The organism is Coraliomargarita parva, assembly GCF_027257905.1.
GTDB classification, from domain to species: domain Bacteria; phylum Verrucomicrobiota; class Verrucomicrobiia; order Opitutales; family Coraliomargaritaceae; genus Coraliomargarita_A; species Coraliomargarita_A parva.
Genome location: NZ_JAPZEI010000013.1, coordinates 50,190 through 75,583, shown reverse-complemented (window position 1 = coordinate 75,583; position 25,394 = coordinate 50,190). Strand labels below are relative to the sequence as shown.

At 56.1% G+C, this 25,394-nt stretch carries 22 protein-coding genes; 9 read left to right on the top strand and 13 right to left on the bottom strand.

Annotated features, from left to right (window positions below):
* Positions 1-73 precede the first annotated feature (73 nt).
* Together O2597_RS16835 and O2597_RS16830 are read left to right on the top strand one after the other, a co-directional pair.
* On the top strand, positions 74-739 hold the full coding sequence (locus tag O2597_RS16835) for a class I SAM-dependent methyltransferase (protein ID WP_269526678.1): 666 nt from the start codon (positions 74-76) through the stop codon (positions 737-739).
* A gap of 70 nt (positions 740-809) precedes the next feature.
* The gene (locus tag O2597_RS16830; RefSeq protein ID WP_269526677.1) at positions 810-1,511 is read left to right on the top strand and encodes a class I SAM-dependent methyltransferase; all 702 of its coding nucleotides are present in this window, start codon (positions 810-812) and stop codon (positions 1,509-1,511) included.
* Here O2597_RS16830 and O2597_RS16825 read toward each other — a convergent pair.
* On the bottom strand, positions 1,477-3,072 hold the full coding sequence (locus O2597_RS16825) for a phospholipase D family protein (protein ID WP_269526675.1): 1,596 nt from the start codon (positions 3,070-3,072) through the stop codon (positions 1,477-1,479). The genes O2597_RS16830 and O2597_RS16825 overlap by 35 nt on opposite strands.
* Positions 3,073-3,428: 356 nt before the next feature.
* On the opposite strand from O2597_RS16825, the gene leuB reads away from it, so the two are divergent.
* From leuB to alaS, 3 genes are read left to right on the top strand one after another with little or no spacing between them, the layout of a single operon-like run.
* Positions 3,429-4,529 (top strand): 3-isopropylmalate dehydrogenase, encoded by a 1,101-nt coding sequence (gene leuB, locus O2597_RS16820; protein WP_269526674.1) that lies wholly within the window; start codon positions 3,429-3,431, stop codon positions 4,527-4,529.
* A 23-nt stretch (positions 4,530-4,552) separates the two neighbouring features.
* Complete coding sequence (locus tag O2597_RS16815; RefSeq protein ID WP_269526672.1) at positions 4,553-4,942, top strand: GxxExxY protein; 390 nt, start codon at positions 4,553-4,555, stop codon at positions 4,940-4,942.
* Positions 4,943-4,996: 54 nt separating this feature from the next.
* Positions 4,997-7,807, top strand: coding sequence for an alanine--tRNA ligase (gene alaS / locus O2597_RS16810; protein ID WP_269526670.1), 2,811 nt, complete (start codon positions 4,997-4,999; stop codon positions 7,805-7,807).
* 710 nt (positions 7,808-8,517) lie between these two features.
* Here alaS and O2597_RS16805 read toward each other — a convergent pair.
* From O2597_RS16805 to trhO, 8 genes are all read right to left on the bottom strand, one after another.
* Positions 8,518-9,027: a hypothetical protein gene (locus tag O2597_RS16805; protein ID WP_269526669.1), complete on the bottom strand. Its 510-nt coding sequence runs from the start codon at positions 9,025-9,027 to the stop codon at positions 8,518-8,520.
* A gap of 203 nt (positions 9,028-9,230) precedes the next feature.
* A complete protein-coding gene (locus O2597_RS16800) occupies positions 9,231-10,055 on the bottom strand; it encodes a mechanosensitive ion channel family protein (protein WP_269526667.1) in 825 nt (274 codons plus the stop codon).
* Between the two features lie 684 nt (positions 10,056-10,739).
* Positions 10,740-11,633: a PulJ/GspJ family protein gene (locus tag O2597_RS16795; RefSeq protein ID WP_269526666.1), complete on the bottom strand. Its 894-nt coding sequence runs from the start codon at positions 11,631-11,633 to the stop codon at positions 10,740-10,742.
* A gap of 19 nt (positions 11,634-11,652) precedes the next feature.
* Positions 11,653-12,324 (bottom strand): type IV pilus modification PilV family protein, encoded by a 672-nt coding sequence (locus O2597_RS16790; RefSeq protein WP_269526665.1) that lies wholly within the window; start codon positions 12,322-12,324, stop codon positions 11,653-11,655.
* Between the two features lie 19 nt (positions 12,325-12,343).
* On the bottom strand, positions 12,344-13,015 hold the full coding sequence (locus O2597_RS16785) for a type II secretion system protein (RefSeq protein ID WP_269526664.1): 672 nt from the start codon (positions 13,013-13,015) through the stop codon (positions 12,344-12,346).
* Positions 13,016-13,033: 18 nt separating this feature from the next.
* The gene (locus tag O2597_RS16780) at positions 13,034-13,612 is read right to left on the bottom strand and encodes a type II secretion system protein (protein ID WP_269526662.1); all 579 of its coding nucleotides are present in this window, start codon (positions 13,610-13,612) and stop codon (positions 13,034-13,036) included.
* Positions 13,613-13,614: 2 nt separating this feature from the next.
* Complete coding sequence (locus O2597_RS16775; RefSeq protein ID WP_269526661.1) at positions 13,615-14,277, bottom strand: prepilin-type N-terminal cleavage/methylation domain-containing protein; 663 nt, start codon at positions 14,275-14,277, stop codon at positions 13,615-13,617.
* 323 nt (positions 14,278-14,600) lie between these two features.
* Entirely contained in the window at positions 14,601-15,437 is an 837-nt protein-coding gene (gene trhO, locus O2597_RS16770) for an oxygen-dependent tRNA uridine(34) hydroxylase TrhO (protein WP_269526660.1), read from the bottom strand.
* A 91-nt stretch (positions 15,438-15,528) separates the two neighbouring features.
* Between trhO and O2597_RS16765 the strand changes: the two genes are divergently transcribed.
* Together O2597_RS16765 and rph are read left to right on the top strand one after the other, a co-directional pair.
* Entirely contained in the window at positions 15,529-16,713 is a 1,185-nt protein-coding gene (locus tag O2597_RS16765; protein ID WP_269526658.1) for an AI-2E family transporter, read from the top strand.
* 202 nt (positions 16,714-16,915) lie between these two features.
* Positions 16,916-17,668: a ribonuclease PH gene (gene rph / locus O2597_RS16760; RefSeq protein ID WP_269526656.1), complete on the top strand. Its 753-nt coding sequence runs from the start codon at positions 16,916-16,918 to the stop codon at positions 17,666-17,668.
* 979 nt (positions 17,669-18,647) lie between these two features.
* Here rph and O2597_RS16755 read toward each other — a convergent pair.
* On the bottom strand, positions 18,648-19,757 hold the full coding sequence (locus O2597_RS16755; RefSeq protein ID WP_269526655.1) for an aminopeptidase: 1,110 nt from the start codon (positions 19,755-19,757) through the stop codon (positions 18,648-18,650).
* Between the two features lie 636 nt (positions 19,758-20,393).
* On the bottom strand, positions 20,394-21,287 hold the full coding sequence (locus tag O2597_RS16750) for a class I SAM-dependent methyltransferase (RefSeq protein WP_269526654.1): 894 nt from the start codon (positions 21,285-21,287) through the stop codon (positions 20,394-20,396).
* A gap of 82 nt (positions 21,288-21,369) precedes the next feature.
* Here O2597_RS16750 and O2597_RS16745 point away from each other — a divergent pair, with 82 nt between their 5' ends.
* Complete coding sequence (locus O2597_RS16745) at positions 21,370-22,653, top strand: mechanosensitive ion channel family protein (RefSeq protein WP_269526653.1); 1,284 nt, start codon at positions 21,370-21,372, stop codon at positions 22,651-22,653.
* Here O2597_RS16745 and O2597_RS16740 read toward each other — a convergent pair.
* Together O2597_RS16740 and O2597_RS16735 are read right to left on the bottom strand one after the other, a co-directional pair.
* Positions 22,650-23,714 (bottom strand): glycosyltransferase family protein, encoded by a 1,065-nt coding sequence (locus O2597_RS16740; protein ID WP_269526652.1) that lies wholly within the window; start codon positions 23,712-23,714, stop codon positions 22,650-22,652. The two genes, O2597_RS16745 and O2597_RS16740, sit on opposite strands and share 4 nt — an antisense overlap.
* Positions 23,711-24,481, bottom strand: a complete 771-nt coding sequence (locus tag O2597_RS16735) for a hypothetical protein (RefSeq protein WP_269526651.1) — start codon at positions 24,479-24,481, stop codon at positions 23,711-23,713. The genes O2597_RS16740 and O2597_RS16735 overlap by 4 nt, the downstream gene beginning before the upstream one ends.
* Before the next feature lie 53 nt (positions 24,482-24,534).
* On the opposite strand from O2597_RS16735, the gene O2597_RS16730 reads away from it, so the two are divergent.
* Entirely contained in the window at positions 24,535-25,287 is a 753-nt protein-coding gene (locus O2597_RS16730; RefSeq protein ID WP_269526650.1) for a TlyA family RNA methyltransferase, read from the top strand.
* Positions 25,288-25,394: the final 107 nt, after the last annotated feature.

The window sequence follows — 25,394 nt, the reverse complement described above, 5'->3', positions numbered from 1 at the left end:
GCTTGAGCCTGCACCTTGGCAAGCGCTAGGCATTCATCTGCCTAAGCGAAACCGGGATCCAAATACTCCAGCCGTGTCCAAGCAACATCTCCGTACGCGCCTTGCCTGCACCTTATGCGGAGCTCAGGGAACTTTTTTTTATGCCGCCCCCCAGGACGGCCGCAGCTACCACCACTGTCCGAGCTGCGGGCTGGTCTGGCTGGACCCGGCGGACCGTTTGTCCCGGAAGGATGCGTTCGCCCATTATCGGCAGCATCAGAATTCCCCCTCGGATCCGACTTACCGTCGTTTTCTGGAGCAAGTCTGGCTCCCCCTTCGAGAGCATCTGGCTCCGGGTGCAGCAGGCCTCGACTACGGATCGGGGCCCGGCCCCACCCTGCACTTGATGGCGAAGGAAGACGGCTATGCCTGCCGTCACTATGATCCGGCCTTCCATCCGGACAAATCCGTATTCGGACAACAGTACGACTTCATCACCTGCAGCGAGACCGCCGAGCACTTCCATCAACCGAAAGAGGAATTCCGGCAACTGGCGGCCCTGCTCCGCCCCGGTGCCTGGCTCGCGCTCATGACAAGCCGGCTCACCCCGGAGACCCGTTTTGAAAACTGGTCCTACCGTCTCGATCATACCCACGTCTGCTTCTACACGGACGCCTGCTTTGAGTGGATCGCGGACAATTACGGCTTTGAACGTCCGCACTTTCACAGCTCGAACGTAGCTCTCCTGCAAAAGAGCTAAAGCGAACCGGCTCCCGCCCATGGAGCCCAGCGAACTTGCGAAGACTGCACTTTGCTGCTTTTGTCCGGCCATGCGCTATTCCCGTGCAGCGAAGTACTACCAATGGCTCGAACGCATGAGCTATGGACAGAGCCTGCAAAAAGCGCGCTGCACCTACCTGGGTCAAATCGAAGCACCCGGAACGGCCCTGCTTGTCGGGGAAGGTTATGGTGCCTTCCTCATTCCCTTTCTGGAAACCTACCCACACTGCAAGGTCACCGTGATCGAAGAAAGCGCAGAGATGATCGAGGTGTGCCGGCGGCGACTCGAGAAACGGCAGCTTCCGCAAACGGCAGTGACCTTCATCCACCGCCCCCTCAGTACATGCAGTTTGCCGGAGAAGCACTATGAGTTGATCGTGAGCCATTTCTTTTTCGACAATTTCCGTCAGGATGCAACCACCTCAATGATCCAACAGCTCGCCCGCTGCGCGACTCCGCAATCCGACTGGTTGATCAGCGACTTTCACATACCGAATCAAACATGGCGCGCCCTGCGGGCAAGGATCTGGCTCTTCGGGCTCTATACTTTTTGGCGACGCGTTGCCCACGTCCCGGCAACTGAATTACCGGAAATCATTCCCGCACTGGCCGACTGCGGCTTCATCCCGAAGCAGCATCGGCAATCGAACGCCGGCCTGCTCTGCAGCAGCTGGTATCGCCGAACCCCGGCTCCCCGTTCCACCGGCCCGGTGCGGCCTACAGTTGACCGCGAACCGGTATCCACCCGATGATACGGCTGAGAAAACGCTGCCCCAAGGAAGCACCCGGCTCGCGTGTAAAGACCTCGGACGCGCCCACGGAGTCCTCGGTCGTCCATGTCAGTTGACCGGAAGCATCCACATGCAATTCATACGCGTTCTCCAGCTGCATCGCCTCCGACATAATGCGCTTCATGGCCAGGCCCGTTTTTTCATCCTCAATGACCAGCGCAATCTCCGAGTTCCAGACCCGGGAACGCGGATCCATGTTGTAGGAACCAATCACAGAGGTGTCGTGATCCATCACAAATGCCTTGGTGTGCAGCCCGGAATGCGATGATGCCACATGCTGATCCGTATTCCTGTAATACCGGGTCAGTGCATCGTTTGCCTTCAGCTCGTAGAGATCAACGCCCGCGCGAAGGAGTTTTTTCCGGACCTTCCGATAGTGGGCATGTACCGCCAGGTGGTTATTCGAGAGCAGCGAGTTTGTCATCACATTGACATCGACCCCACGCTTCACAAGCCGTCCCATTGCGGCAATCGTTTCAGCTTCCGGCAGTAGGTAGGCCGTCTGTAAATAGAGCTCCGAATCGATGGTCGGGCTCAATTCCTTCATCAAATTGAAAATCGCCGATTCGCCCCGAGAATCAAAGCGGTCGGGTGCGTCAACCACGACCCGCACCGGGGCCCAGCTCAAGCGACTGTAGATCCACTCGATTCCCGCATTCACCGCCTCATGGTCGACCGGTATCCGATAGGGCACCTCATCGATGTAGCGTTCCAAGGCACTGTAAACCACGCGTCTCAGTTCCTCATGCGATTGGGCCACCTTCGAAGCAGGAACGATCGCCTCGATCGGCACTGCCGCCGGCGCATTCCAGAAAAGGTCAAATGCCTGCCCGGCTTCCTGCGCGGCCGGCCCCACCGCGAGCACATCAAGGTCATGGAAATTCAGCTCCGGATCGACGCCGAAATAATCGTCTCCGATATTGCGCCCCCCCATGACAGCCAGTGCGCCATCCACCAGGAAAATTTTATTATGCATGCGATAATTGTACCGCCCGCTGTGCAGTGCAAACCCCAGATTCCTGAATATCCCCCGGTTCCCGATCGGGTTGAACACCCGGACCTCGACCTTCGGATGCTGCGCAAGGCTCGCGTAAACCTGGTCCCGGCCACTATGGTAGATGTCGTCTATCAGAATACGTACCCGGACCCCCTCGTCCGCTTTCTTCAGCACCCGGTCCAGAAGGAGGTTTCCAGTCGCATCCCCCTTCCACAGATAATACTGAAGATCGATCGTTTTTTCCGCTTTTGCCGCGGCAGCATACCGCACCCGGAATGCATCGCGTGAGTCCGGCAGCAGAAACACACCCGATGTCCCGGCTGTCGCCGTTTCCGGCGTTGCAAAACGACGTCCCAGTTCGGTTTGTTCCGGCCGGTCCCACACAGAGCTTTCTTCGCCTCCCTCCCGCTCCGGCACACTGGCACACCCGATGAACAGGCATGGCAGCCAGAGCAGCGGCAAAACGATCCAATGCGTCGTTGAGATGAGGCCCTGGCCTGAAGAATGAAGCTTGAATAATCTCATGTCGTCTCTGGATTCAGTGGATCCGAGGCTAAGCTCGAAAAAGTCATGGATCAACCATTTGCCAATCCATTCTGAGATTAGCCTCCAGGCCCTCATTGTAAAGCCTGCGGACCCGAAAAGCTGGGCATCACAGGAAGCCTTGCAGCTCCGGCTGGCCGCTACCCCGGGATTCTTCCAAAGGGGCCATCCATTCACGGCGAGGCCCGCAGGCATGCGTCAAATTGGCGCATCACCTCCCATGAACCTCGAATGCGGCCATTCCATCGGGAATGGACCTGCCCACCAACAGCGAAAAACCTTGAAGCGAGACGACAGGCGTCCAAATTACTCCGCTTTTCCCTGAAAGCAGAAGTAATATGAAGACGCTCAAATTCGCAGTTCTCCCCGGTGACGGCATCGGGCCCGAAGTCATGGAAGTCGCCCTCGACGTGCTCAAGGTCGCCGGCGAAAAATTCGGCTTTGCCCTCGACTATGAAAGCGCGGACATCGGCGGCATCGCCATCGACAACCATGGTGTGGCCTTCCCGGACAGCACCAAAGCGGTCTGCGACAAGGCGGAAGCGATCCTCTTCGGCTCCGTGGGCGGCCCGAAATGGGAAAGCCTGCCTCCCAAGGAACAGCCGGAGCGCGCCGCCCTGCTGCCCATCCGCAAGGCCTATTCCCTCTACGCCAACGTGCGCCCCGGCCTCCTGTACCCGGAACTGACTGATGCATCCCCGCTGAAGAAGGAACGCATTCCGAACGGCATCGACATCGTCTGCATCCGCGAACTGACCGGCGGCATCTATTTCGGCCAGCCGAAGGCCACCACCACGCTGGACAATGGCGAGGAACAGGCGATCGACACCATGGTCTACAAGACCAGCGAGATCGAGCGCATCGCCCAGGTCGCCATCGACACCGCCAAGGCCCGCGGCAACCGCGTTTGCTCGGTCGACAAGGCCAATGTACTCGAGACCTCCGTGCTCTGGCGCAAGGTCGTGACCGAATATTTCAAGAAGAACGCCCCGGAGATCGAGTTGAGCCACATGTATGTGGACAACGCCGCCATGCAGCTGGCCCGCGATCCGAACCAGTTCGACGTACTCTTCACCGAAAACATGTTCGGCGACATCCTCTCCGACGAGATGGGCGTGATTTGCGGTTCACTCGGCATGCTGGCCTCTGCCAGCCTCGGCGCCCAGAAGAACAGTCTCGGCTTCCCCTTCGGCCTCTACGAGCCCTCCGGCGGCACCGCTCCGGACATCGCCGGCCAGGGCATCGCCAACCCCTGCGCCCAGATCCTGTCCGGCGCGCTCATGCTCCGCTACAGCTTCGGCGAGCTTGAAGCCGCCGCCGCCATCGAAGCCGCAGTTGAGAAAGCCGTGACCTCCGGCACCCGCACCGGTGACATCGCCTTCGGCCTCGACCCCATCGGCACCCAAGCCATGGGCAAAGCCGTCCTCGCAAACCTGTAGGACAGCGGTAAGAGGAACCACGAATGGACACGAATATACACGAATTTGATGGGCCTTTAGCAAAAGAGGCGTATGCAATCGTGGGTTCGGCGTTCGAGGTTCTAAACGGTCTGGGCAGCGGTCTGCTGGAAAAGCCATACGAAAATTCGATGGTGGTGGAGTTTCAGGAACGAAACATACCCTACACCCAGCAAAAGCGGTTCGATGTCATTTACAAGAATGTGAAGGTCGGGAAGTATGTTCCCGACCTCATCGCATTCGACGCAGTGATCGTTGATACAAAGGTCATTGACCAGATTACAAATATCGAACGTGCCCAAATGCTCAATTACTTGAAGATAACCGGACTCAAAGTCGGGCTCATCCTCAACTTCAAACGTCCAAAACTAGTATGGGAACGCATTGTTCTCTAAAGTTATTTGTGTCAATTCGTGCCCATTCGTGGTTCCAAAAATAGATTTCAATCCATGACCTCCGCCGAAATCCGCCAGTCCTTCCTCGATTTCTTTAAAGAGAAGCAGCACAGCATCGTGCCGTCCGCGTCGCTCATGCCGCAGTCGCCGGGCTTGCTCTTCACCAATGCGGGAATGAACCAGTTCGTGCCCTACTTCCTCGGCACGGAAAAGGCCCCGTACAGCCCGCCGCGGGCGGCGGATACGCAGAAGTGCATCCGCGCGGGCGGCAAGCACAACGACCTCGAAGACGTAGGCCAGGACACTTACCACCACACCTTCTTCGAGATGCTGGGCAACTGGTCCTTCGGCGATTACTTCAAGAAGGAGGCGATCGCATGGGGCTGGGAACTGGTGGTCGAACGCTGGGGGGTACCGGCCAACCGCCTCTACGCAACCGTCTATGCACCCGGCGAAGGCGACCCTTCGGAATTCGACCAGGAAGCCTACGATTACTGGGCCGCGCTCTTCACCAGCAAGGGGCTCGACCCGAAGATCCACATCGTCAACGGCAACGTGAAGGATAATTTCTGGATGATGGGCGAGACCGGTCCCTGCGGCCCCTGCTCCGAGTTGCACGTCGACCTCACACCGGAAGGCGACACTCAGGGAAAGCTGGTCAACCAGGACTCCGATCTCTGCATCGAGATCTGGAACCTCGTCTTCATCCAGTACAATGCCGAAGCCGACGGCAGCTTCCGCGAGCTCCCGGCCAAGCACGTCGATACCGGGATGGGCTTTGAACGCGCCTGCTCGCTGATTCAGAACACGAAGGGCTTTACCGACTTTTCCAAGAAGCCCAGCAACTACGCGACCGACGTCTTCCAGCCGATCTTCCGCACGGTCGAGAAACTGAGCGGCAAGTCCTACGTCGACATCTATCCCGGCAAAGGAGTTGAAAAGACGGATGCGCTGGAGGAGGCCATCGCCTTCCGCGTAATCGCCGACCATATCCGCACGCTTTCCTTCTCGATCGCCGACGGCATTCTCCCGGGAAACAGCGGGCGCAATTATGTGCTCCGCCGCATCCTGCGACGCGCGGTCAAATACGGCCGCACACTTGGCTTTAGCGGCGAAACCGCCTTCCTTCCGCAGCTCGTCGACACCCTGGTCGCGGAATTCGGCTCCGTCTTCCCCGAGCTGAAAACACGTTCCGCAGTCATCAAGGAAACGCTTGCGACCGAGGAAGACAGCTTCAACAAAACTCTGGACCGGGGCCTGCAGCTGTTTGAAAGTACTGCGACCACCGATGGCGTCTTCCCGCCGGAAGAAGCGTTCAAGTTGTACGACACCTACGGCTTCCCGGTCGACTTGACCGCCCTGCTCTGCCGCGAGCGTGGACTGAGCCTGGATGAGGCTGCAGTTGAAGCCTGCATGGAGGAACAGCGCGAACGTGCCCGGGCCGCCCAGAAGAAAACCGTGGTCCGCGCTCTGGACCTGAGCACGGAGGCCGTCACCGAATTCCTGGGATTCGAGAACGACAGCTGTGATGCGACGATCCTCGAAGTCCACCAGCAAGACGAACAAGTCCTGGTCATTACCAACAAAACCGTGTTCTTCACCGAAATGGGCGGTCAGGAAGGCGATACCGGCAGCGCCGAAATCAACGGCAGCACTTACAGTATCGTCGGCGTGCAGAAAATCGGCAACGCCACCGCTCACGTCTTTGAAAACATTCCATGTTCAACGTTTAACGTTCAAGATTCCATCGTCCTCACGATCGACAGAGTGAGACGTGCCCCAATTGAGGCACACCACACCGCCACCCACCTCCTGCACTGGGCACTTCATAAAGTGGTCTCTGCCGACGCCACCCAACAGGGCTCCAGCGTCAGCCCGGAACGGCTCCGCTTCGACTTCAACTCCAAGGCGCTGACACCGGAGCAAATCGCCACGATGGAAGAAAAGGTCAATGCCTGCATCCAGAAAGGGGAAACCGTGTCCTGGACCGAAGTCCCCTACCCCGAAGTCAAGGGGCGCAAAGACATCATGCAGTTCTTCGGCGACAAGTACGGTGACTTGGTCCGTGTCGTACAAATCGGCGGCGAGGCCAAGGCGCTGAACGGCTACTCCATGGAACTTTGCGGGGGTACGCACGTACGCGACACCTCTAATATCGGACTGTTCAAGATCAAGTCCGAAGGGGCCATTGCCGCCGGGGTACGCCGTATCGAAGCGGTCTGCGGCGAAGCGGCCTGGCAATACATCCAGGAAGTCTCAACCACCCTGTCCGACGAGATCCGCCACAGCCGTGAAAAACTCCATACAAGCAACCAGGAACTCGAGGCGCTGGGCGCCGAAGCAATTGTCGTGCACGAGATGCCGAACTACCTGATGTCGGCCATCTCCCAGCGCGGCGACATCGCCGAAATCAACTCCCTGGCCGCGAAACTGTACCACCACCGCGACGAACTCAAGCAAGCCTGCGTGGATGCCGACAAGGCGCTCAAGAAAGCCCAGTCCGCCAACGCATCCAAGCTCGCAGCGGCTTTACTCGACTCGGCCAAGGATATCGACGGCGGACTCAAACTGCTGGTCGCGAAGGTCGACGCCCCCGGACCGAACGAACTCCGCGAGATGGCCAACCAACTCTGCGGCGACCTCGGCAACAGCCTCGTCGTACTCGGCGCGGAATTCGGCGACAAGGTAAGCGTCTGCGCCAGCAGTTCCCAAGCGGCCGTCGCCGCCGGGCACAAAGCCGGCGATATCATCCGCGAGCTGACAGGGAAGCTCGGCGGCAAGGGAGGCGGCAAGCCGACTTTTGCCATGGGCGGCGCCCCCAACAACGGCGAACTGGAGTCGGTGCTGTCCGCCTTCACACTCTAGGCAGTCCCCTTTTTTTGGTTCATCGTGAATGGCACGGACTTAAGGCAATGATCCGTAGTGGCGACTTCAGTCGCCAGCAAGTCGACGCACCTGCAGTACGTAATATGGCAGCTAAAGCAGCCACTACCGCCCAAAGCCTCGATAGGCCCAAATATTCAATTCGCCTCATTCAGTCCGTGCTATTCTGGTTCATCGTCGATTTGCGGGTAAGTACGGCATTCCCCTGTACCCGGACCCCTCCGTCTGCGACAAGCGCAGACACCTCCCCTTGACAAGAGGAGGAGCTTTTAATTTGAATCCAAGCGCGCAGTGACTCCAATGCGCGCTTGGATTCAACTAGCCGGTCTTTACAGCGACAATATAACCGATCCGATCAGGGCGGGATCCGCCTTTGCCAAAGGCACCGGCGTGACTGGCTACCCTGACTCCGTTCGTACAACACTGCGCTTTCGGTAAAGCCTGCTCAAAGCGCGACATCACAACGGAGCTAGGGCGTCTCGCCTTAGTTGAATCTCCATTTCAATGCCATCGCATCAGGGCGGGACGCCCTGACTCCGTTCGTACAACACTGCGCTTTGGGTAAAGCCTGCTCAAAGCGCGACATCACAACGGAGCTAGGGCGTCTCGCCCTAGTTGAATCTCCATTTCAATGCCATCGCATCAGGGCGTCCCGCCCTGACTCCGTTGAACGACCGATCGCCTATGCCACCTCATGCCACCTGCAGGTGAATCTCGTCCTCGACCTGGGGCCGCTTGCCCATCGGGAGGCGCGCGCTCAACCGACGAGCGGCCGAGGAATAGTACAAGGCCTGAGGCAATTCCTCAATGATCCGCATCCAGGTCTCTTCGATCAGCGAGTGCAAGTCGTACCGGTCCGGCTCGCCGAATTCCCGGTAGGTCCGGATCAAGGTCGACGCAAAGATCAGATCCCTCAAACCGCAGGCCAAGTCCCGGGACACATGAATCTTATGCTCCGTCAAGGTAACATGCAGCATGTCGTCATAACGCTCATCCCAAACAAAGGCCACCAAGGTCCCGGCACAGGCGCTGCAAATTTGCCCGAGACGATCCACCGGCAAGCTTTGCACCATACGGGTCGATTTTCGTTCGATCTGAATGAGCAGGGGTAATACATCACTCAAGCCAGAACGGTAAGCCAAAGGCGCATTCATTTCAAAACGCACCCGATCAAATCCACTTTCTCCAAGATAATTTACCATAAGTCCCCCTTCGGATACGTACCATAAGAACTCGTTAGCAGATGCCAAAACGGACTTATTCACATTACACGTTATAATACCTACTGGACCATGCCCTGACCGCCATAAGCCCTCCTTCAGGAATGCCGGCGGAATGAGACATTCAGACACGAAAAAGGCCGCCGGATCTCCCGGCGGCCTCAGTTTCACTTGAAGCAAATTCCTTAAGATACCGCCTCTTGGAAAAGGTGCACATCCCGCTGAGGAAAAGGAATGCTAATACCCTCGGCGTCAAAGGTCTCCTTAACCTTCTGAGTAAAGTCGAATTTGACGGCCCAGTAGTCCGCGGCGTTCACCCAGGGACGCACGACAAAGTCGACGCTGCTGTCCCCCAGATTGGAAACAGCGACCTGAACGGCGGGCTCCTTCAGCACACGCTCATCCGCCTCGAGGATATCGAGAATGATCTGCTTGGCCTTCTTGAGGTCGTCCCCATAGCTGACCCCCACCACCATATCGCAGCGGCGCGTCGGATGTGCGGAGAAATTCGTGATCGAGCCGCCCATGACCTGAGCGTTCGGAAGAATGATCTTGATGTTGTCCGGCGTCTTCAGCTCGGTCGTCAGCAGGCCGACTTCCACCACGATACCGGCTTCACCACCCGCCTTGACGAAGTTCCCCGCCTTGAAGGGCTTGAAGAGAATGAGGAGCACACCCGAAGCGAAATTGGAGAGCGAACCTTGCAAGGCCAGACCAATGGCCAAACCGGCAGCGGCAATGACCGCGGCGAAGGAAGTCGTTTCCACGCCAAGCTTACCGATCGCGGCGATAGCGACAAAAACGACAATCGCACCATACAATAGGTTGGCGAAAAAACCGATCAAAGTCGGTTCGACTTCCTTCTTTTCAAGGATCGTAGTGAAGAGGCCCTTCACTTTTTTCGCAATCCACATACCGATAACAAGTATGAGAAGTGCGGCAATAACGCGCAGTCCCCAGTTCGCGAGTGAGGCAGCGATCGTATCCACAACAGTTGATTGGTCTTCCATGTGATTATTCAGTTAGTTGGTTCATAGTTCAGGCCCACCTGAGTAGCAATCAGTATGCACAAAGACGAAGAATTGTAAATAAAACCGTTTGAATATCCTCATGCCATTCAAGGAGTTGAGGCGATGCATCACCGAACTGCGCGACATCACAACGGAGCTAGGGCGTCTCGCCCTAGTTGAGCGTCCATGGCAACACGATCGCATCAGGGCGGGACGCCCTGACTCCGTTCGTACAACACTGCGCTTTGGGTAAAGCCTGCTCAAAGCGCGACATCACAACGGAGCTAGGGCGTCTCGCCCTAGTTGAGCGTCCATGGCAACACGATCGCATCAGGGCGAGACGCCCTGACTCCGTTACTAAACCTTGCCCGGTACAAAGCAGTACACCCAAACGGAGCTAGGGCGTCTCGCCCTAGTTGAGTTCCATGGCAACACGATCGCATCAGGGCGGGACGCCCTGACTCCGTTACTAAACCTTGCCCGCCACAAAGCAGTACACCAAAACGGAGCTAGGGCGTCTCGCCCTAGTTAAATTCCATGGCAACACGATCGCATCAGGGCGGGATCCGCCTTTGCCAAAGGCACCGGCGTGACTGGCTACCCTGACTCCGTTCGAAACGCTTACAGACAAAACGGCCCGGAACTGAAGCAATTCCGGGCCGTTGATAAAAAATACGACTTCGCTTAGAGCGGATGCGCCATGAAATTCACGCGACGCGTGAATATATCGCCGTACTCGCGGACGACTGCCTCCGTTTGCTCCGCCTGGGATCCAGTATAGCCAGTACCTGCCCGGTTATCTGCAATGTTCTTCATGATTTCAAGACCTTCATCTGAAACAATAGTTAGGATAATGTCTGCATACAAAATAGGCGTCGTGCTACCATTCAGACCACCATACGCGTAATCAGTCGTAACTTCCATTAATGAATTGGCATTGCACGCAGTGGGCGGCGTCACTCCATCGTCCTCATACAAGAGAACCTTGAACTCAACAATATTGCCAGCCAAGTAATTTTCATCATTAGTGACATTTGCTTCATCCCATACGCCTCCGGTTAAGGATTCTTGTGGGGAAGATGAATCAGATGTAGACCCCATAAGGCTCTCGAAAGTATACTTAGGATCAGCAATATAGCGATATAAAGCATAAACATTTTCCCCGCCTGGATATGATTCTTTGAAAGAAAGCCGGTAAGCGATCGCACAAATATCCCCCGGGATCTCATTACCCGAAGTATCCTTTTTAGGGCGATCTAAAGCAGGTGCGAAAAGCTTTAACGCCACTGTTTGGTTTGTGTAATAACCTCCCGGATCCTCTGGTGCCTCGATCCGCAACCATTGCTGACCGTTATTGCGCATGACAACGGTCTCCAAATCCTGAGTGATCAAGTCCATTGCAATTCGAGCTTCGGCATTGGCCGAAAGTTTTCCGGATGCGCGGTTCCAAACCTTGAGGACATCGCCGGTGATCTTAATAACCAAACCAACCATGATCACCATGATCACTGTGGCCACCAGAATCTCGATCAGAGTAAAGGCGTGCCGGGTGGAATGTGACTGGATCTTATTTTTCATGGGGATAAAGCTTCAAGCGTTAGCGCACAATTGCAGCATTATAGGTAAATATCGGCTCTTCGGATGCCCAAGCAGACAAGCTGTTCATAACCGGCAGATTGCCACCTACCGCAGCCATATCCTTTTCGCGCGCAAAGATACGCACCTCCATGGCAAAGAAGCCTTCGTCGTAATCAGCAAGGTCATGCTCAAGCAGATAAACCCCATCGCTGTTCCTCGACGTGGGATCTGTAAGATGCTGATCTGGAGTAACCGGTGACGCGGTTAAAATAATACGATAAATCGGTCCGGCCGCATCGGCAAAGCTAGAGGTCTGCAACAGAGAGTTGGTACCGACCGTTCCATTCGCCGCCTCACTGAAGCCGATTTGCAGATCCACTGCCGTATTGTTTGTATTGTAGGCACGGAACACATATATCTCCGCGTAATCGTTATTTTTTACCAAGTTGTAGATCGCGTCGAATTTCGAGGCATCTTTCGCGATATCCGGCGAACTATGCAGGAACGCGTTTAGGGTATTCACAACTGATGAAACCTCATCAGTTGCCTCCACTTCATCGACATTCTTCAGCGTGGGTCCCAACAAACCAACTAGGGCTAAAATCGTGACAAGAAAAATACCCAAAGCCAAGACCACTTCAATCAAGCTGAAGCCCTGCCGGGTGTTTAGGAATTTGGGGTGTGTATTCATCGTAAAATCCTTCTAATCCTCAAATATTTGCCGGATCTGTCACCATAGTAGTGGTACCCACACGTCGGAAAATTAAAGCCGACTTCAAATTCTCCAGTTCTGGGTCGTCAAATACAACATCAAGATTGCCACTAGAATCAGGCTTAAAAACACCAGCACGAATTACCAACCAAGAATTCTCAAAGTCCGTCTGGGAAGTTGACATTGTCCCATTACTTTCAAATTCGTAGTAGTAGTAGCTAGGACCAGAACCAGCCGACTGAGGTGATTGAAGTGGATATTCCAATTGCATTGTTGGAATTGAATTAGAGCCATTCCCTAATCGACTTAGGCCAGCATCAAAATAGATACCTTCAGGCAAATAGGTGCCCTGATTAGCAGCAATCCAACTGTCACCGGTAGTATCTTCCGGATCCTGATAAACAATCCCGAAGAAGCGAAGATATTTATCATCCTCACGATCTGATCCTGTATCCGCATAGATAATAAGCCGGGCCTTCTCGTGTTTAAGCAATGCCTGTCCGCGCACGCCCTGAGCCAAGCCTGACAGAATCCGTTGAGACGATCGCAAGGCAGCCCCCTGGCCTCCACCAGTTCCCATAATAATAATAGAGGAGGCAATCACGATAATCGTGATCACTACCAGCAACTCAATCAGAGTAAAACCAGACGCTTGCTTTTTCTGTCTCATACTTTGCCGCCTACTTTATTAGTCGTAAAGGGAATAGCCCGGAGCACCCAGAACATCATCCTTTGTGGTGTATGCCGTCACTGGAGCCTTCAATGTCTTTGTGTTGCTAGAAGTACTATCTGGGTCCGAGGGGACGGTAACCTGACCATCGCCATCACCGTCAATAACGATGAAGATCTGAGTATTATTAAAACGATCCGCGATTAGATCCTCATCAATCTCATCGTCATCATCTAAGTAATACTCTGACTCTGCGAAACTATGAAAAGCAATACTTCTACGGTTTCCTCCGGTTTGAACAACTGTTCCACCAGAATTCCGACCAGAGAGCGTTTCCTGAAAATCATCCTCCAACGAATTGACGTTTGCACCTGAAGCAGCCTGGGCATCAGCGAATGGATAAAACTTGTATTCGCTCTTAAATAGCTGAATGGCGTTTACGTAACCAGATAACTGCGACTTCGAGGCCGCGATATTCGCCTGCTTCTTGACTGCACCGACAGCGGGGATGAGAATTCCAGCGAGAATGCCGATAATCGCAATCACCATTAAAAGTTCGATCAGGGTAAAGCCCTTTTGTTTAATTTTATCCTGCATGATTATTCTCCAGCGTAAATGTTATCGATATTATTAGCCTTCTTGCGCAGATCATTATCAATCAAACCTCTGTCATCAACAGCCTGATCATTACCGTCTGGCCCAGTGGAATAGAGGACATAGCCGAAATTATCCCAATTATCAGCAGCGGATTCTTTGTAACGATAAACGTAAGGATTTCCCCAAGGATCGACGAAACGAAACCCAGTAGGTGCATCACCCGGCGAACTCGGCAAATTATTGGCAGAAGAATTCATTGTAACTTTAGTTAGGTCAATGAACGCATTGGGCCCAGATGACGGCACCTCATCCTCATTTTTCACTCGGAACTTCACCGTACTCGATGAGGTATCAAACTTCATAAAGCCTGACAAAGCCAACAAGAGCCGTTCTCCGTTGTCGTCGACATTTCCAGGGTTGCCAGCGGCCCATGGGTAGTCTCCATTGCGCAATTTGAATTGCTCTAGCGCTGATTGAATGACCATCAGTTCGGCTTTGGCCTTGGCACGGGCCTGTGCGTTTTGAACGCCGCGCGTGATACCGAAGGTAATACCAGCCAGAACCAATATAATCGCAACCACCGTAAGGAGTTCGATCAGGGTAAAACCTGCCTTACGGGTGTCAGGGGAGAAGGATATTTTTGAGTGACTCGGGGAAATAGACATGGCTTTAATTCTGCAGGCGATAGCACCAGCAAGGTTTAAGACTCTTATGCAGGCAGCTGCCTGTCAACGTCATTGGTTAGGATGTTTACTCCAGAATTGGCCGAAAGCCATCTAAAAATTCCGTCAAATTGTAAGGTGGTGGGTTGCGGGACGAAAATCGCCCAAAGACACAGAGTCGACTACCTTCAATTCGACACAATCAAAACGCCTGAAGTTTCATTCAACTGTAAATCATTGTGCTGAAAACACATATGTATGCCAGATTAAACGATATCCCCAGTTTAAAAGGGACATAATACCGGGACTGTGACAGGCCTTTGGAATCACAGTATATGAGGTTTTTTAAAAATCGCCCCGCTGCGCCGCCGTTCCGCGATGACGTCCACCTCATCGTCCTGCATGGGCACTGGGTCGCTGGTCGCCGGGTCGATCTTCCATTGGGCCGGTTTCAAGTCATGATCGACGGCCACCCGGTAATCGAAGACAAAACAGTCCCCTTCCCAGAGGCTTTGCGCTTTCGGCATGAGTTCCAAATAGCGCAGGATGCCGCCCTTTAAATGATAGACCTCCTGGAAGCCTTGCTGCTTCAGGTAGGCGGTGGAGCGTTCACAACGGATCCCCCCGGTGCAGTACATGGCGATTTTCTTGTTCTTGTGCGCGGCCAGATGGGCGTCCACGAATTTGGCAAACTCCGTAAAGTCAGAGGTTTCCGGGTTAATGGCCCCCTGAAAACGCCCCACCCTGACTTCGTAGTCGTTGCGTGTGTCGATCGTGATCACATCCGGATCCCGGATGAGTTCGTTCCACTCTTCCGGCTCCAGATAGGTGCCCACTTCATCCCTCGGATCCGCGCCGCTTTGCCGGAAAGTCACGATTTCCGGCTTTTTCTTCACTTTAAACTTCGGAAAGGGGCAGAAATCCGCAGTGGAATACTTCACCTCCATGGCGGCCAGGCGAGGATCCGACTTCAACAGGGCAATGGTCGAATCAATGGCCTCAACCGACCCGGCACAGGTGGAATTGACGCCCTCATGGGCCAAGATAATCGTACCGCGCAAGCCGACCTTCAGGCCGTGGTCGACCAGACGGTCGGCCCAGGCATCACGGTCGGGCAAATCGGTAAAATGGTAGAAGGCGGCGATTTTCCAGGTTTCCGGCATGTATAGAGGTGCTTGAGAGTTGCCAGAAGGCCTCACAACTTGTCAACTTCAGATCCGGGGCAGTTTCCAGCCCCGACACACAGCTATCCATATGTCTAACGAAGTCTCGCCGATACTATCTCCCAGCCAGAAGCGGATCGTCGCTGCCGGTGCAACCGCTCTGGCAACCGTTTTCCTCCTCGCGACCTTTTTCTATCTTTTCGTGCTCCTGCGACATTTCGTGGGCACCTTTAAGGAGGTCTTGCTACCGTTGGCGATCGCCGCGATTCTCGCCACCCTACTTCGCCCCATCACCACCTTTGTGGAAACCCGGACACGGCTGAACCGCGTACAGGGCATCGTCCTGCTCTACCTGCTGGTCATCCTCGTACTCGGGGTCGCCGCGGCCTTTGCGCTGCCGGCCATCTTCGATCAGGGGACCGGCTTCCTGAAAGCCCTGCCGCACATGATCCAGAACCTCATGAGCTGGGTCCAGGACAAGGCTCCGGCAATCTGGACCTGGCTTCAGGGCATTCTGGGCGAACCGCCCGACGAATATGTCAAATCCGTCTTTGAGAACAATACCGAGCTCATCCGCAACTCACTGGAGCGGGTACGCGAGTCCATGGGCACCCTGGCGGGGATGGTCGGTTCGATCTTTGGCAAAGTCGCGGCCTACTCGATCATTCCGATCTACCTGTTCTTCATCCTCAACAGTGACCGCGATGTCTGGCGTGATCTCGACAAGCAGCTGAATTTCCTGCCGAAAAACCGGCGCGACGACCTGCTTTTCCTGGCCCGCGAATTCAGTGAGATCCTCGTATCCTTCTTCCGGGGACAGATCATCATCGGATTGCTGCTCGGACTTGTACTGGCCATCGGCTTCTTTGTCGTCGGCTTGAAATTTGCCATCCTCATCGGCTTGATTCTGGGACTACTGAATATCATCCCCTACCTCGGCACCATGATCGGCATCATTACAGTGCTGCCCATCGCCTACTTCCAGGAAGACGGAGGCCCGAGCCTGATCGTCGCCTGCGCGGTCGTCTTTGTTATCGGCCAGTTACTGACGGATTACGTCTTCACCCCGAAGGTCATGGGGGGCAAGACCGGGATGGGGCCGATGCTCATCATCTTTTCGGTCTTTTTCTGGGGCACCGCCCTGGGGGGACTGCTCGGTATGATTCTCGCGATCCCGCTGACTGCTTTCTTTCTTGTTTTCTGGCGTCTGGCCCGTGAGAAATACCTGCCGGCCCTCACCGCCAAACACGAGGCAGCCCAAACCACAGCAAACTAGAAGCGACTCTCGTCGCTTCTCTACAAACAAATCAGCCGACGTAGCGAAGGCGCGACAGCGACTTCGACCGAACCGTAAACTTTTCGAGACAACAACCCACGACACAACGACCTAGAAGCGACTCTCGTCGCTTCTCTACAAACAAACAAATCAGCCGACGTAGCGAAGGCGCGGCAGCGACTTCGACCGAACCATTTATCCTATGACAGAAAACACCGCCTTTGCCCGCCCCGACGGACGTGCCGTCGACCAGCTCCGCAAGATCAAATTCGAAACCGGCATCGCGCCCCATGCCTTGGGCTCGGTACTCGTCAGTTTCGGGAATACCCGGGTGATTTGCGCGGCCTCGGTGGACGATCGTGTCCCCGGCTGGATGCGGGCACAGGGCGTCGAAGGTGGCTGGATGACGGCCGAGTATTCAATGCTCCCCTACAGCACGCTGGATCGCAAGACGCGGGACATCAGCCGCGGTAAAGCGGATGGGCGCACCATTGAAATCCAACGACTGATCGGCCGGTCCATGCGCGCCGTCTTCGACCTGAAGAAACTCACGAATAAGACCATCTGGATCGACTGCGATGTCCTCCAAGCCGATGGAGGCACCCGCACCGCCTCCATCACCGGAGCCTATGTCGCCGCGCAGATCGCCGTACAAAAACTGATCGCGGAGGGAAAGCTGTCCGAAAACCCGTTTACGGATTCCGTCGCAGCGATCTCTGTCGGAGTGTTTGAAGCGGTCCCGGTGCTCGACCTGAACTATATAGAGGACAAGGCCGCCAGCGTAGACGCGAATCTCGTGATGACCGGATCGGGCAAATACGTGGAGGTGCAAAGCTCCGGTGAAGAAGCCACCTTCACCCGCGAAGAGCTCGACACCCTGCTGGAGTTGGGCGCCAAGGGCATCCAGGAGCTCACCGCCCTGCAGGCGGAAGCGATTGCGGCGGGGCTGAAGTAGAAGCGACTCTCGTCGCTTCTCTACAAGTTCTAAGCTGTAGCGAAGACGCGAGCGGCGGCTTCGACATGCTACAAAACAAATACCTGCAAAACAAAACACCGTAGCGAAGGCGCGACAGCGACTTCGACATGCTGGATGCAAGAAAAACCAAGATTTAAAGGACGGCTCAAACGACTCGATTCCTCCTTTTATCTGGGCCGGAGCTATGTCCATTGGACCATGGGCATTCAAGGTCGAAAGCTCGGATGGCTCGATGCCGATCATCATGAATCGCTCCGGTTAAACTTATTGCACGCACTCGCCCGATTTCGACTTTGCTGTCCGGTCTACTGCCTGATGCCGGATCACGCACACTTCCTCTTCATTGGAATCGATTCGAAATCCAACCAGCTGGATGCCGTTCGAATGTTTCGCCGTGCATGGAATGATTTGCTGGAGCCCCCAAAAATTAGAGCATCAAGCTTACGACTCGGTATTGCGGGAAGATGACCGCAAGGAGGGAGCATTCACCAAGCTAGTGAGCTACATCCTAAGAAACCCAGTCCGGAAAAATCTGGTTCAAACATGGGCCGAATGGCCATATTCGGGTTGTCTCTTCCCCGGCTATCCAAAACTGGATCCCCGAAAATCCTACTTTTGGGACAATTTCTGGAAAGCCTACCGCGAACAAGGCGAGTAGAAGCGGCTCTCGCCGCTTCTCTACAACTAATCTTCCGTAGCGAAGACGCGACAGCGACTTCGCCCCCCCCTGACGAACCAGCAAATTTTACGGGTTCGCATTATTCAGAGTAGAAGCGGCTCTCGCCACTTCTCTACAACTAATCTTCCGTAGCGAAGACGCGACAGCGACTTCGCCCCCCCCTGACAAGCCAGCAAATTTTACGGGTTCGGATTATTCAGAGTAGAAGCGACTCTCGTCGCTTCTCTACCCTAACAATTGCCTGTAGCGAAGACGCGACAGCGACTTCGACCACCGAGGCTAGCCCAGCAAATAATCCGGGTTCAGCTTCTTGAGCGCTTCCTTGACGAAAAGGCCGTCCTTGCGGATGAGCTCACCGTCGAACCAGATCTCGCCACCGCCGTATTCCGGACGTTGGATCTGGACCATGTCCCAGTGCACCTGTGAGCGGTTGCCGTTGTCACATTCCTCATAGGCTTGGCCCGGAGTAAAGTGGAAGGAGCCGGCGATTTTCTCGTCGAAGAGAATATCACGCATCGGCTCAAGGATGTGCGGGTTGAAACCGATCGCGAACTCGCCGATGTAACGTGCACCCGCATCGGAGTTCAGAATGTCGTTCAAGCGGTCGGGGTTCGTACCATCGGCATAGACGATCTTGCCCTTTTCGAATTTCAGGTGAATACGATCAAAAGAGGTGCCTTGATAGACGGTCGGCGCATTATAAATAATCTCTCCCTCGACGGAATCACGGACCGGGCAGGAAAAGACTTCACCGTCCGGAATGTTATGACGTCCTCCGCAAGCGACCGCACCGATGCCCTTGATGGAGAAGCGCAGATCCGTATTGGGACCTTTCAGCTCCACCTTGTCCGTCGCCTTCATCAAGGCTTCCAGAGCGGCCATTCCCTCGGTCATCCGGGAATAATCCTGAGTGCAGACACGGAAGAAGAATTCCTCGAAACTATCGGTACTCTTCATCGCCTGCTGTGCCATGGCCGGGGTCGGCCAGCGAAGAATGACCCACTTGGTCTTGTTCACCCGGTGGTCGAGCACCGGCTTCATCGCACGCATGACCTGGCTGACCTTCGCGGGATCCACATCGGACATCTCGAAAATATTGTCTGAACCGCGCACGGCGATGTAGGCGTCCATCTTCTGCATCCGGGACAGCTCCCAGGCGCATTGCGCTTCATACTGGTCCGGTTCCACACCCATGACCAACTCGCGACTCACCCGGGCATTCTGCAGATTGACATAAGGCACTGCGCCCCGATCACGGGCGGCCCGAACCAGAGCCACGACCATGGCCTCCGGAATATCAAAAGCATCGATCAGGACGCGTTCGCCCTTTTGCAGGTTAGTGGAAAAGCCGGTCAACACGCCGGCCAGCTTGGAGTAATTCGGATCCATTCCAGATATCGGAATGATTCTTGGCCGAAGGTCAACCGCCGAGACAAGACCGGGTCGAGTCTGAGGCTTTTTTGTCCTTCAGGGAAGGGGCCGCACAGTCGACCTCAGTTTGTTACACCTAAAACCCCTCCGTCTTTCGCCCAGCGAAAGACACCTCCCCTTGAGAAGAGGAGGAACTGTTTCCCACAACCACGTAAAGACACACGCAGCCCCCAACAAAGCTCCTCCCCTGCTCGCAGGGGAGGTGGATCCGCGCAGCGGAGACGGAGGGGGCCACAGCGACAGGACTAAAAACCCTCCGTCTTTCGCCCAGCGAAAGACACCTCCCCTTGAGAAGAGGAGGAGCTGTTTCTCACAACCACGTAAAGACACACGCAGCCCCCAACAAAGCTCCTCCCTTGCTCGCAGGGGAGGTGGATCCGCGCAGCGGAGACGGAGGGGTCCACAGCGACAGGACTAAAAAACCTCCGTCTTTCGCCCAGCGAAAGACACCTCCCCTTGAGAAGAGGAGGAACTGTTTCCCACAACCACGTAAAGACACACGCAGCCCCCAACAAAGCCGTGAAGATACATTTCGGCCCGGAATTCAGAAACCGAGGGCCGACCCGAAAAGATCACTCGAAAAAACACACTCTCTCAGGCGTTCAAGCCCTCGGGCATTTTCGAGAGAGTGTAGATGTCATACCGGTTCCGCTTGCCTTCCAAGACATGGCTGGGCTCCCTTCCCGCCAAGGCCGGCGCGATCCGCGGACGCTTGACCACCACACGATAACGCGCCTTTTCCAAGGCCGCTTCCAGCAAACGGTCCGCATCGGGATCGGAACCGACGAGACGATGAAAGACACGCATCTCTTTCTTGACGAGTGCGCTCTTCCCCCGCTCGGGAAACATCGGATCCAGATAGATGACATCCGGTTGGGCCTCCTCCACCAAGCCATCCAGGTAAGTCAGGGAATCGGCCTCCAGCAGTTGCATCCGCCCGAGCACTTCCGCCACCGAGGCATCCTGTCTGGCACGGTGCAATCCGTCCTCCAACATGGCCCGTACCGCCGGCACCCGTTCGATCATCTGCACCGCGCAGCCCAAACTCGCCAGCACAAAGGCATCTCCGCCCAAGCCGGCAGTGGCATCCAGCACACGGGGAAAGACCTTGGGCCGAAGACCGACCGCCTTGGCAATCATCTGACTGCGACCGCCCCCATGTAAACGCCGGTAGGCAACTTCTGCGGCGAGAAAATCAACCCGGACTGCAAGCCCCTCCGCATCGGTGGTTTGCAGGCGCAAGCCGGCACCGTCCAGGATAAAGACGAGACTGTCCGGACTCACGACATCCAAGGACAACAGAAACTGCTTGAGCTGCTTCGGCTTTGCGCCCGCCTGCAGCGTGCCATCAATGCAAGGGATGGCAAATTGCACGGCGAAACGCTCTGCCTCGGAGGCACAGTCTGCATTCAGGTACACGATGGCGGCAACATCCACAGGACAAAGTGAGTCGGGATTCTCAAGCGGCAGCAATTCGAATGTTCCCACAAGCTAAAATCCGACTTCCATTCTGCGGGAGAACGCCGGCAAAAATGTTGCGGATGCCGATGGATACCCAAATACTTCGCGCATGACCCTCCTGGAAAGCTGGATCCATAATTTCATACCGACCGAAGGATTTGATACGGGCGACCTCTGGCAGTTATTACTGGTCGCGGTCCTCTTGATCCTCACGCAAAAACTGCTGGGCCGTAAGCCGGAATCCGATCCGGACGCCCCCTATGGCCTGTCCGTCTGGCTGCCCGAACATTACAGCTATATCGCTTTCTGGCTGGTCCTGCTGGTGATCAATATCACCTTACACCTGACCACAGAGATCCACCCCCAGGTCCTGAATCTATTCTGTGGCCTCGGCGGCACATGGATGCTGGTCGGCTCCTCCGCCAGTTGCCTGCGTAAGCGCTTCTGGTCGAAATCCATCTCCCTGATCGTCTACAGCGTCTCGATCATCCTGCTTTTCCTGAAGGTGTGGGAGGATTTCACCATCGTGACCGACTTCACGTTTAACATCGGTGCCCTCAAGCTTTCGCTCTGGGGCATTGTAACGGGAATCGCGGCATTCGCCATCACACTCTGGATCAGCCTGGCAATCGCACAGATTGCGGAGGTGCAGATACAGAAGGTGCCACGGCTGAGCCCCTCCCTGAAGGTGCTCCTGGTCAAGATCATGCGGATCGTCTTCATCGTGTTGGCCGCCTTCATCGCAGTCAGCTCGATGGGGATCGACCTCTCGGCCCTGACCGTCCTCGGTGGCGCGGTCGGCCTGGGGCTGGGCTTCGGCTTGCAGAAGGTCGTCTCCAACTTTGTCAGCGGCATCATCCTGCTGACCGATAACTCGATCAAGCCCGGCGATGTAATCGAAATCGACGGCACCTATGGCTGGATCAACAACCTGCGCGCCCGCTACGCCTCGGTCATTACACGCGATGGGACCGAGCACCTGATTCCGAACGAGGACTTGATCACACAACACGTGGTCAACTGGTCCTTCACCGACAACCTGGTCCGTCTGCGAGTCCCCATCGGGGTCTCCTACAAGGAGGATCCGCACCAATGCATCCAGTTGGTCCTGGAGGCGGCCCAAAGCATCGAACGCGTCCTGCGCACCCCACCCCCGGTCTGCCTGCTAAGGGGCTTCGGTGACAGTTCGATCGATCTGGAACTGCGCTTCTGGATCTCCGATCCGGCCAACGGCGTCGGCAATGTAAAAAGCCAGGTCCTCCTGAAAGTCTGGGATGCCTTCAAGGAGCACAAGATCGAGATTCCCTTCCCGCAGCGCGACCTCCACATCCGCTCCAGCGAAGTGGTCCCGGTGGCCAGAACGGAAATGTCCCAGGCGGACGCGGACGATTAACGGCCCAGCAGGTCGCCGAAGATTCCGTCGCCCGGAAACAGGCGCCATCGCCCCCAACGGTAGCGGGTGTGCTCGCCCTTGAGACAGACCGCCGACAGGTCGGATTCAGTCCAGTCCGACCGGCGACGCTTCGCTCGTTTCCCCGCCATCGCACGGTAAGCCGCATCCATCGCGTCGGCGAGTGTCTCGATGGTTGCATGTGTCCGCACCCAATCGCAGGCCTGTTCCGCCAAGTCCGGATCATAGGCCTGGATCCGCTCCATCAGGCCTTCGACGGCGACCGGGTCCGTCAAGGCTTCACGTCCGAAATTCCGCAGCCGCTGTGCCTCGATATTTTCCGGAGTAATCACCGGCCCCAAGCCGGAATCCCCCACGTTCACGACAAACGCACCCGTCGCCATCGATTCCAGCGCACATCGTGCTTTGGCAAAAACGATATCGTAGCGATCGAGGCAGTCCGCCGGGTTTTCGAGAAAATTCCCGAGAAAGCGGCCCGCTTCATCAAAGGCCAGGCCGACCCGCGAGCAAGCCTCCCGGATCATCTCAAAATGCGCGTCACTCGTGATCGATCCGGAAAAAATGAGGGCTCGCACCGGCTGCTTCCGGAAGATCTTGCGGCGTTTGAAGACGTCGAGGCAGACCCCGTTCTGAAGTATGTAGACCTCCCCCGGCTCCAAGCCGGCGACCTGGGCCGCCCGCTTTGCGGTCAGGCGGTCGACCCCACCGTAGGCATCGGTCAAGCGGGCAGGAGTCGGCTCGTCCTTGGGGGAGAGCCCATCATGGCAGATGTACAGTAAGGGAGCCTGCGGAAAGAAATAAGCCGCACGGAGGGCCGGTCCGGTATGTTGTCCATGAATCAGTTCCGGTGGCTGGCGAATCGAGGCGAGATCATCCGTGACCGTGAAGCCGGCTTGCCTCAAGGACTCGGCAGCCTCACCCAGCCGTGGCGAATAGAAGAAGCAATCATGTCCGCGGTCCCGAAGGAGGCCGGAGAGTTCGACCAGATAGCGCTCGGTGCCCGAGCGCCGCATCAGCCCGATATTGGTGATCAAGACCCTCATGCTTCGTCCAATTGAAGAAACGCATCGCGAAGCTTTCCGGCGAAGGGTTTCACGTGGGTCTCAAATAAAATAAGCTCCCGGTACTTCCCCTCCGCCACCCGCTTGCGGCCATACTCCTCATAATAAATCGGAGCTTCGGGTGCGACAATGGCCGGCGATGCATCGGGGACACGGGAGAGCACCTCCACGCGGAAGGCCGCCTCACCGGCACGGGCAATGGCCATCTCCACCTCGTCCTTCAGTTCCGGATAGTTCACCGCCGCCTTAAGTTTGCGCTGAAACGCGGCGTCATCGAGATGAATGACGCAATCGTCCGGTCCCGCCTGCTGGAGGGCCTCCGCCGGACTATCAACCAGGTTAAAGGCAAAATTGAAGACCTTCCAAGCATTCCGCCGCAGACGCTCGCAGATCATATTAATCATGTAGCGCATGATATCGTGGGCGGTGTTATAGCCCTCCAGACCGTCGCCCACCACAATGAGCTCCCCGGGCGCCTGTCCGAGGGAAATCGCATCATAGATCCGCTTCATGAGTTTGAGCAGGCGTTCCGTTTGCCCACTGAGCAGATCCTCGTAGAAAGCGGCGTCTTTGAGACCACCGAACACAGCTCCCGGAGTGCCCCCCGCAGCCCGCACCACCTTGCCGGTCGATTCGATCCGCCCCTCCGACAAGGAGCCGGATCCGTCCGTTAAAACATGGACAATCGGCCGATTGCGCGCCATCCACTCATAAGCCCTCAGCTCATGGCCCGGATGACCCAAAATCATAATTGGTTGCATACAAGTATGCTATGCACTGTATCACCATAATTTAAAGCACAATGGCGACTGCAAAAAAAATACGTCTTGATGAACTTCTGGTGGCCCAGGGCCTGGCTGACTCACGCTCGCAAGCCAAGGCCCTGATTCTGGCCGGCAAGGTACTGCTGGGCACCGAGCGGGTGGACAAGCCGGGACGCACCCTGCCAGCCGACAGCGTGCTCACGGTGGAGCAACCTCCTCGCTTTGTCAGCCGTGGCGGCGAAAAACTGGAAGGCTTTCTGGAGCAGTTCGGCATCTCTGTCGAAGGCTGCCACATTCTGGACGTGGGTGCCTCCACCGGCGGCTTCACCGATTGCTGCCTACAGCGCGGGGCGGTCAGCGCCACCTGTGTCGACGTCGGGCGTGCGCAGATGCACAACAAGCTCATCCAGGACGAGCGAGTGACCAACATGGAGAAGACCAACGCCAGGCACCTGCAGCCCGGAGACCTTCCCCGTGACACCTACCCACGCATCGTCATGGACCTGTCTTTCATCTCGCTGACCAAGGTACTGCCCGCGGTCTGGCAGTTCATCGAACCCGGCGGCATCCTGATCGCCCTGGTCAAGCCCCAGTTCGAAGCCCGCAAGGCGGAAGTCGATGCCGGCAAGGGCATCATCCGCGATCCCGACATCCACCAGCGCGTGCTGGCCGAAGTCACCGATTTCGCGCTAGCGGAGCTGGATGGTTCCGAATTGGTCGGCACGATTCCCTCCCCAATCAAGGGCACCGACGGCAACACCGAGTTTTTAATCGGGCTGAAGCGGACGTAAACGTGCCCGCCCCGGCCCCCTCGTCCAAGGCATGATTTAGAAAAACGTAGTCGACCCGCTTGAGCCGGTCGACCGCAACTGCAAGAGCTGCCACCTCTCCGAAACGG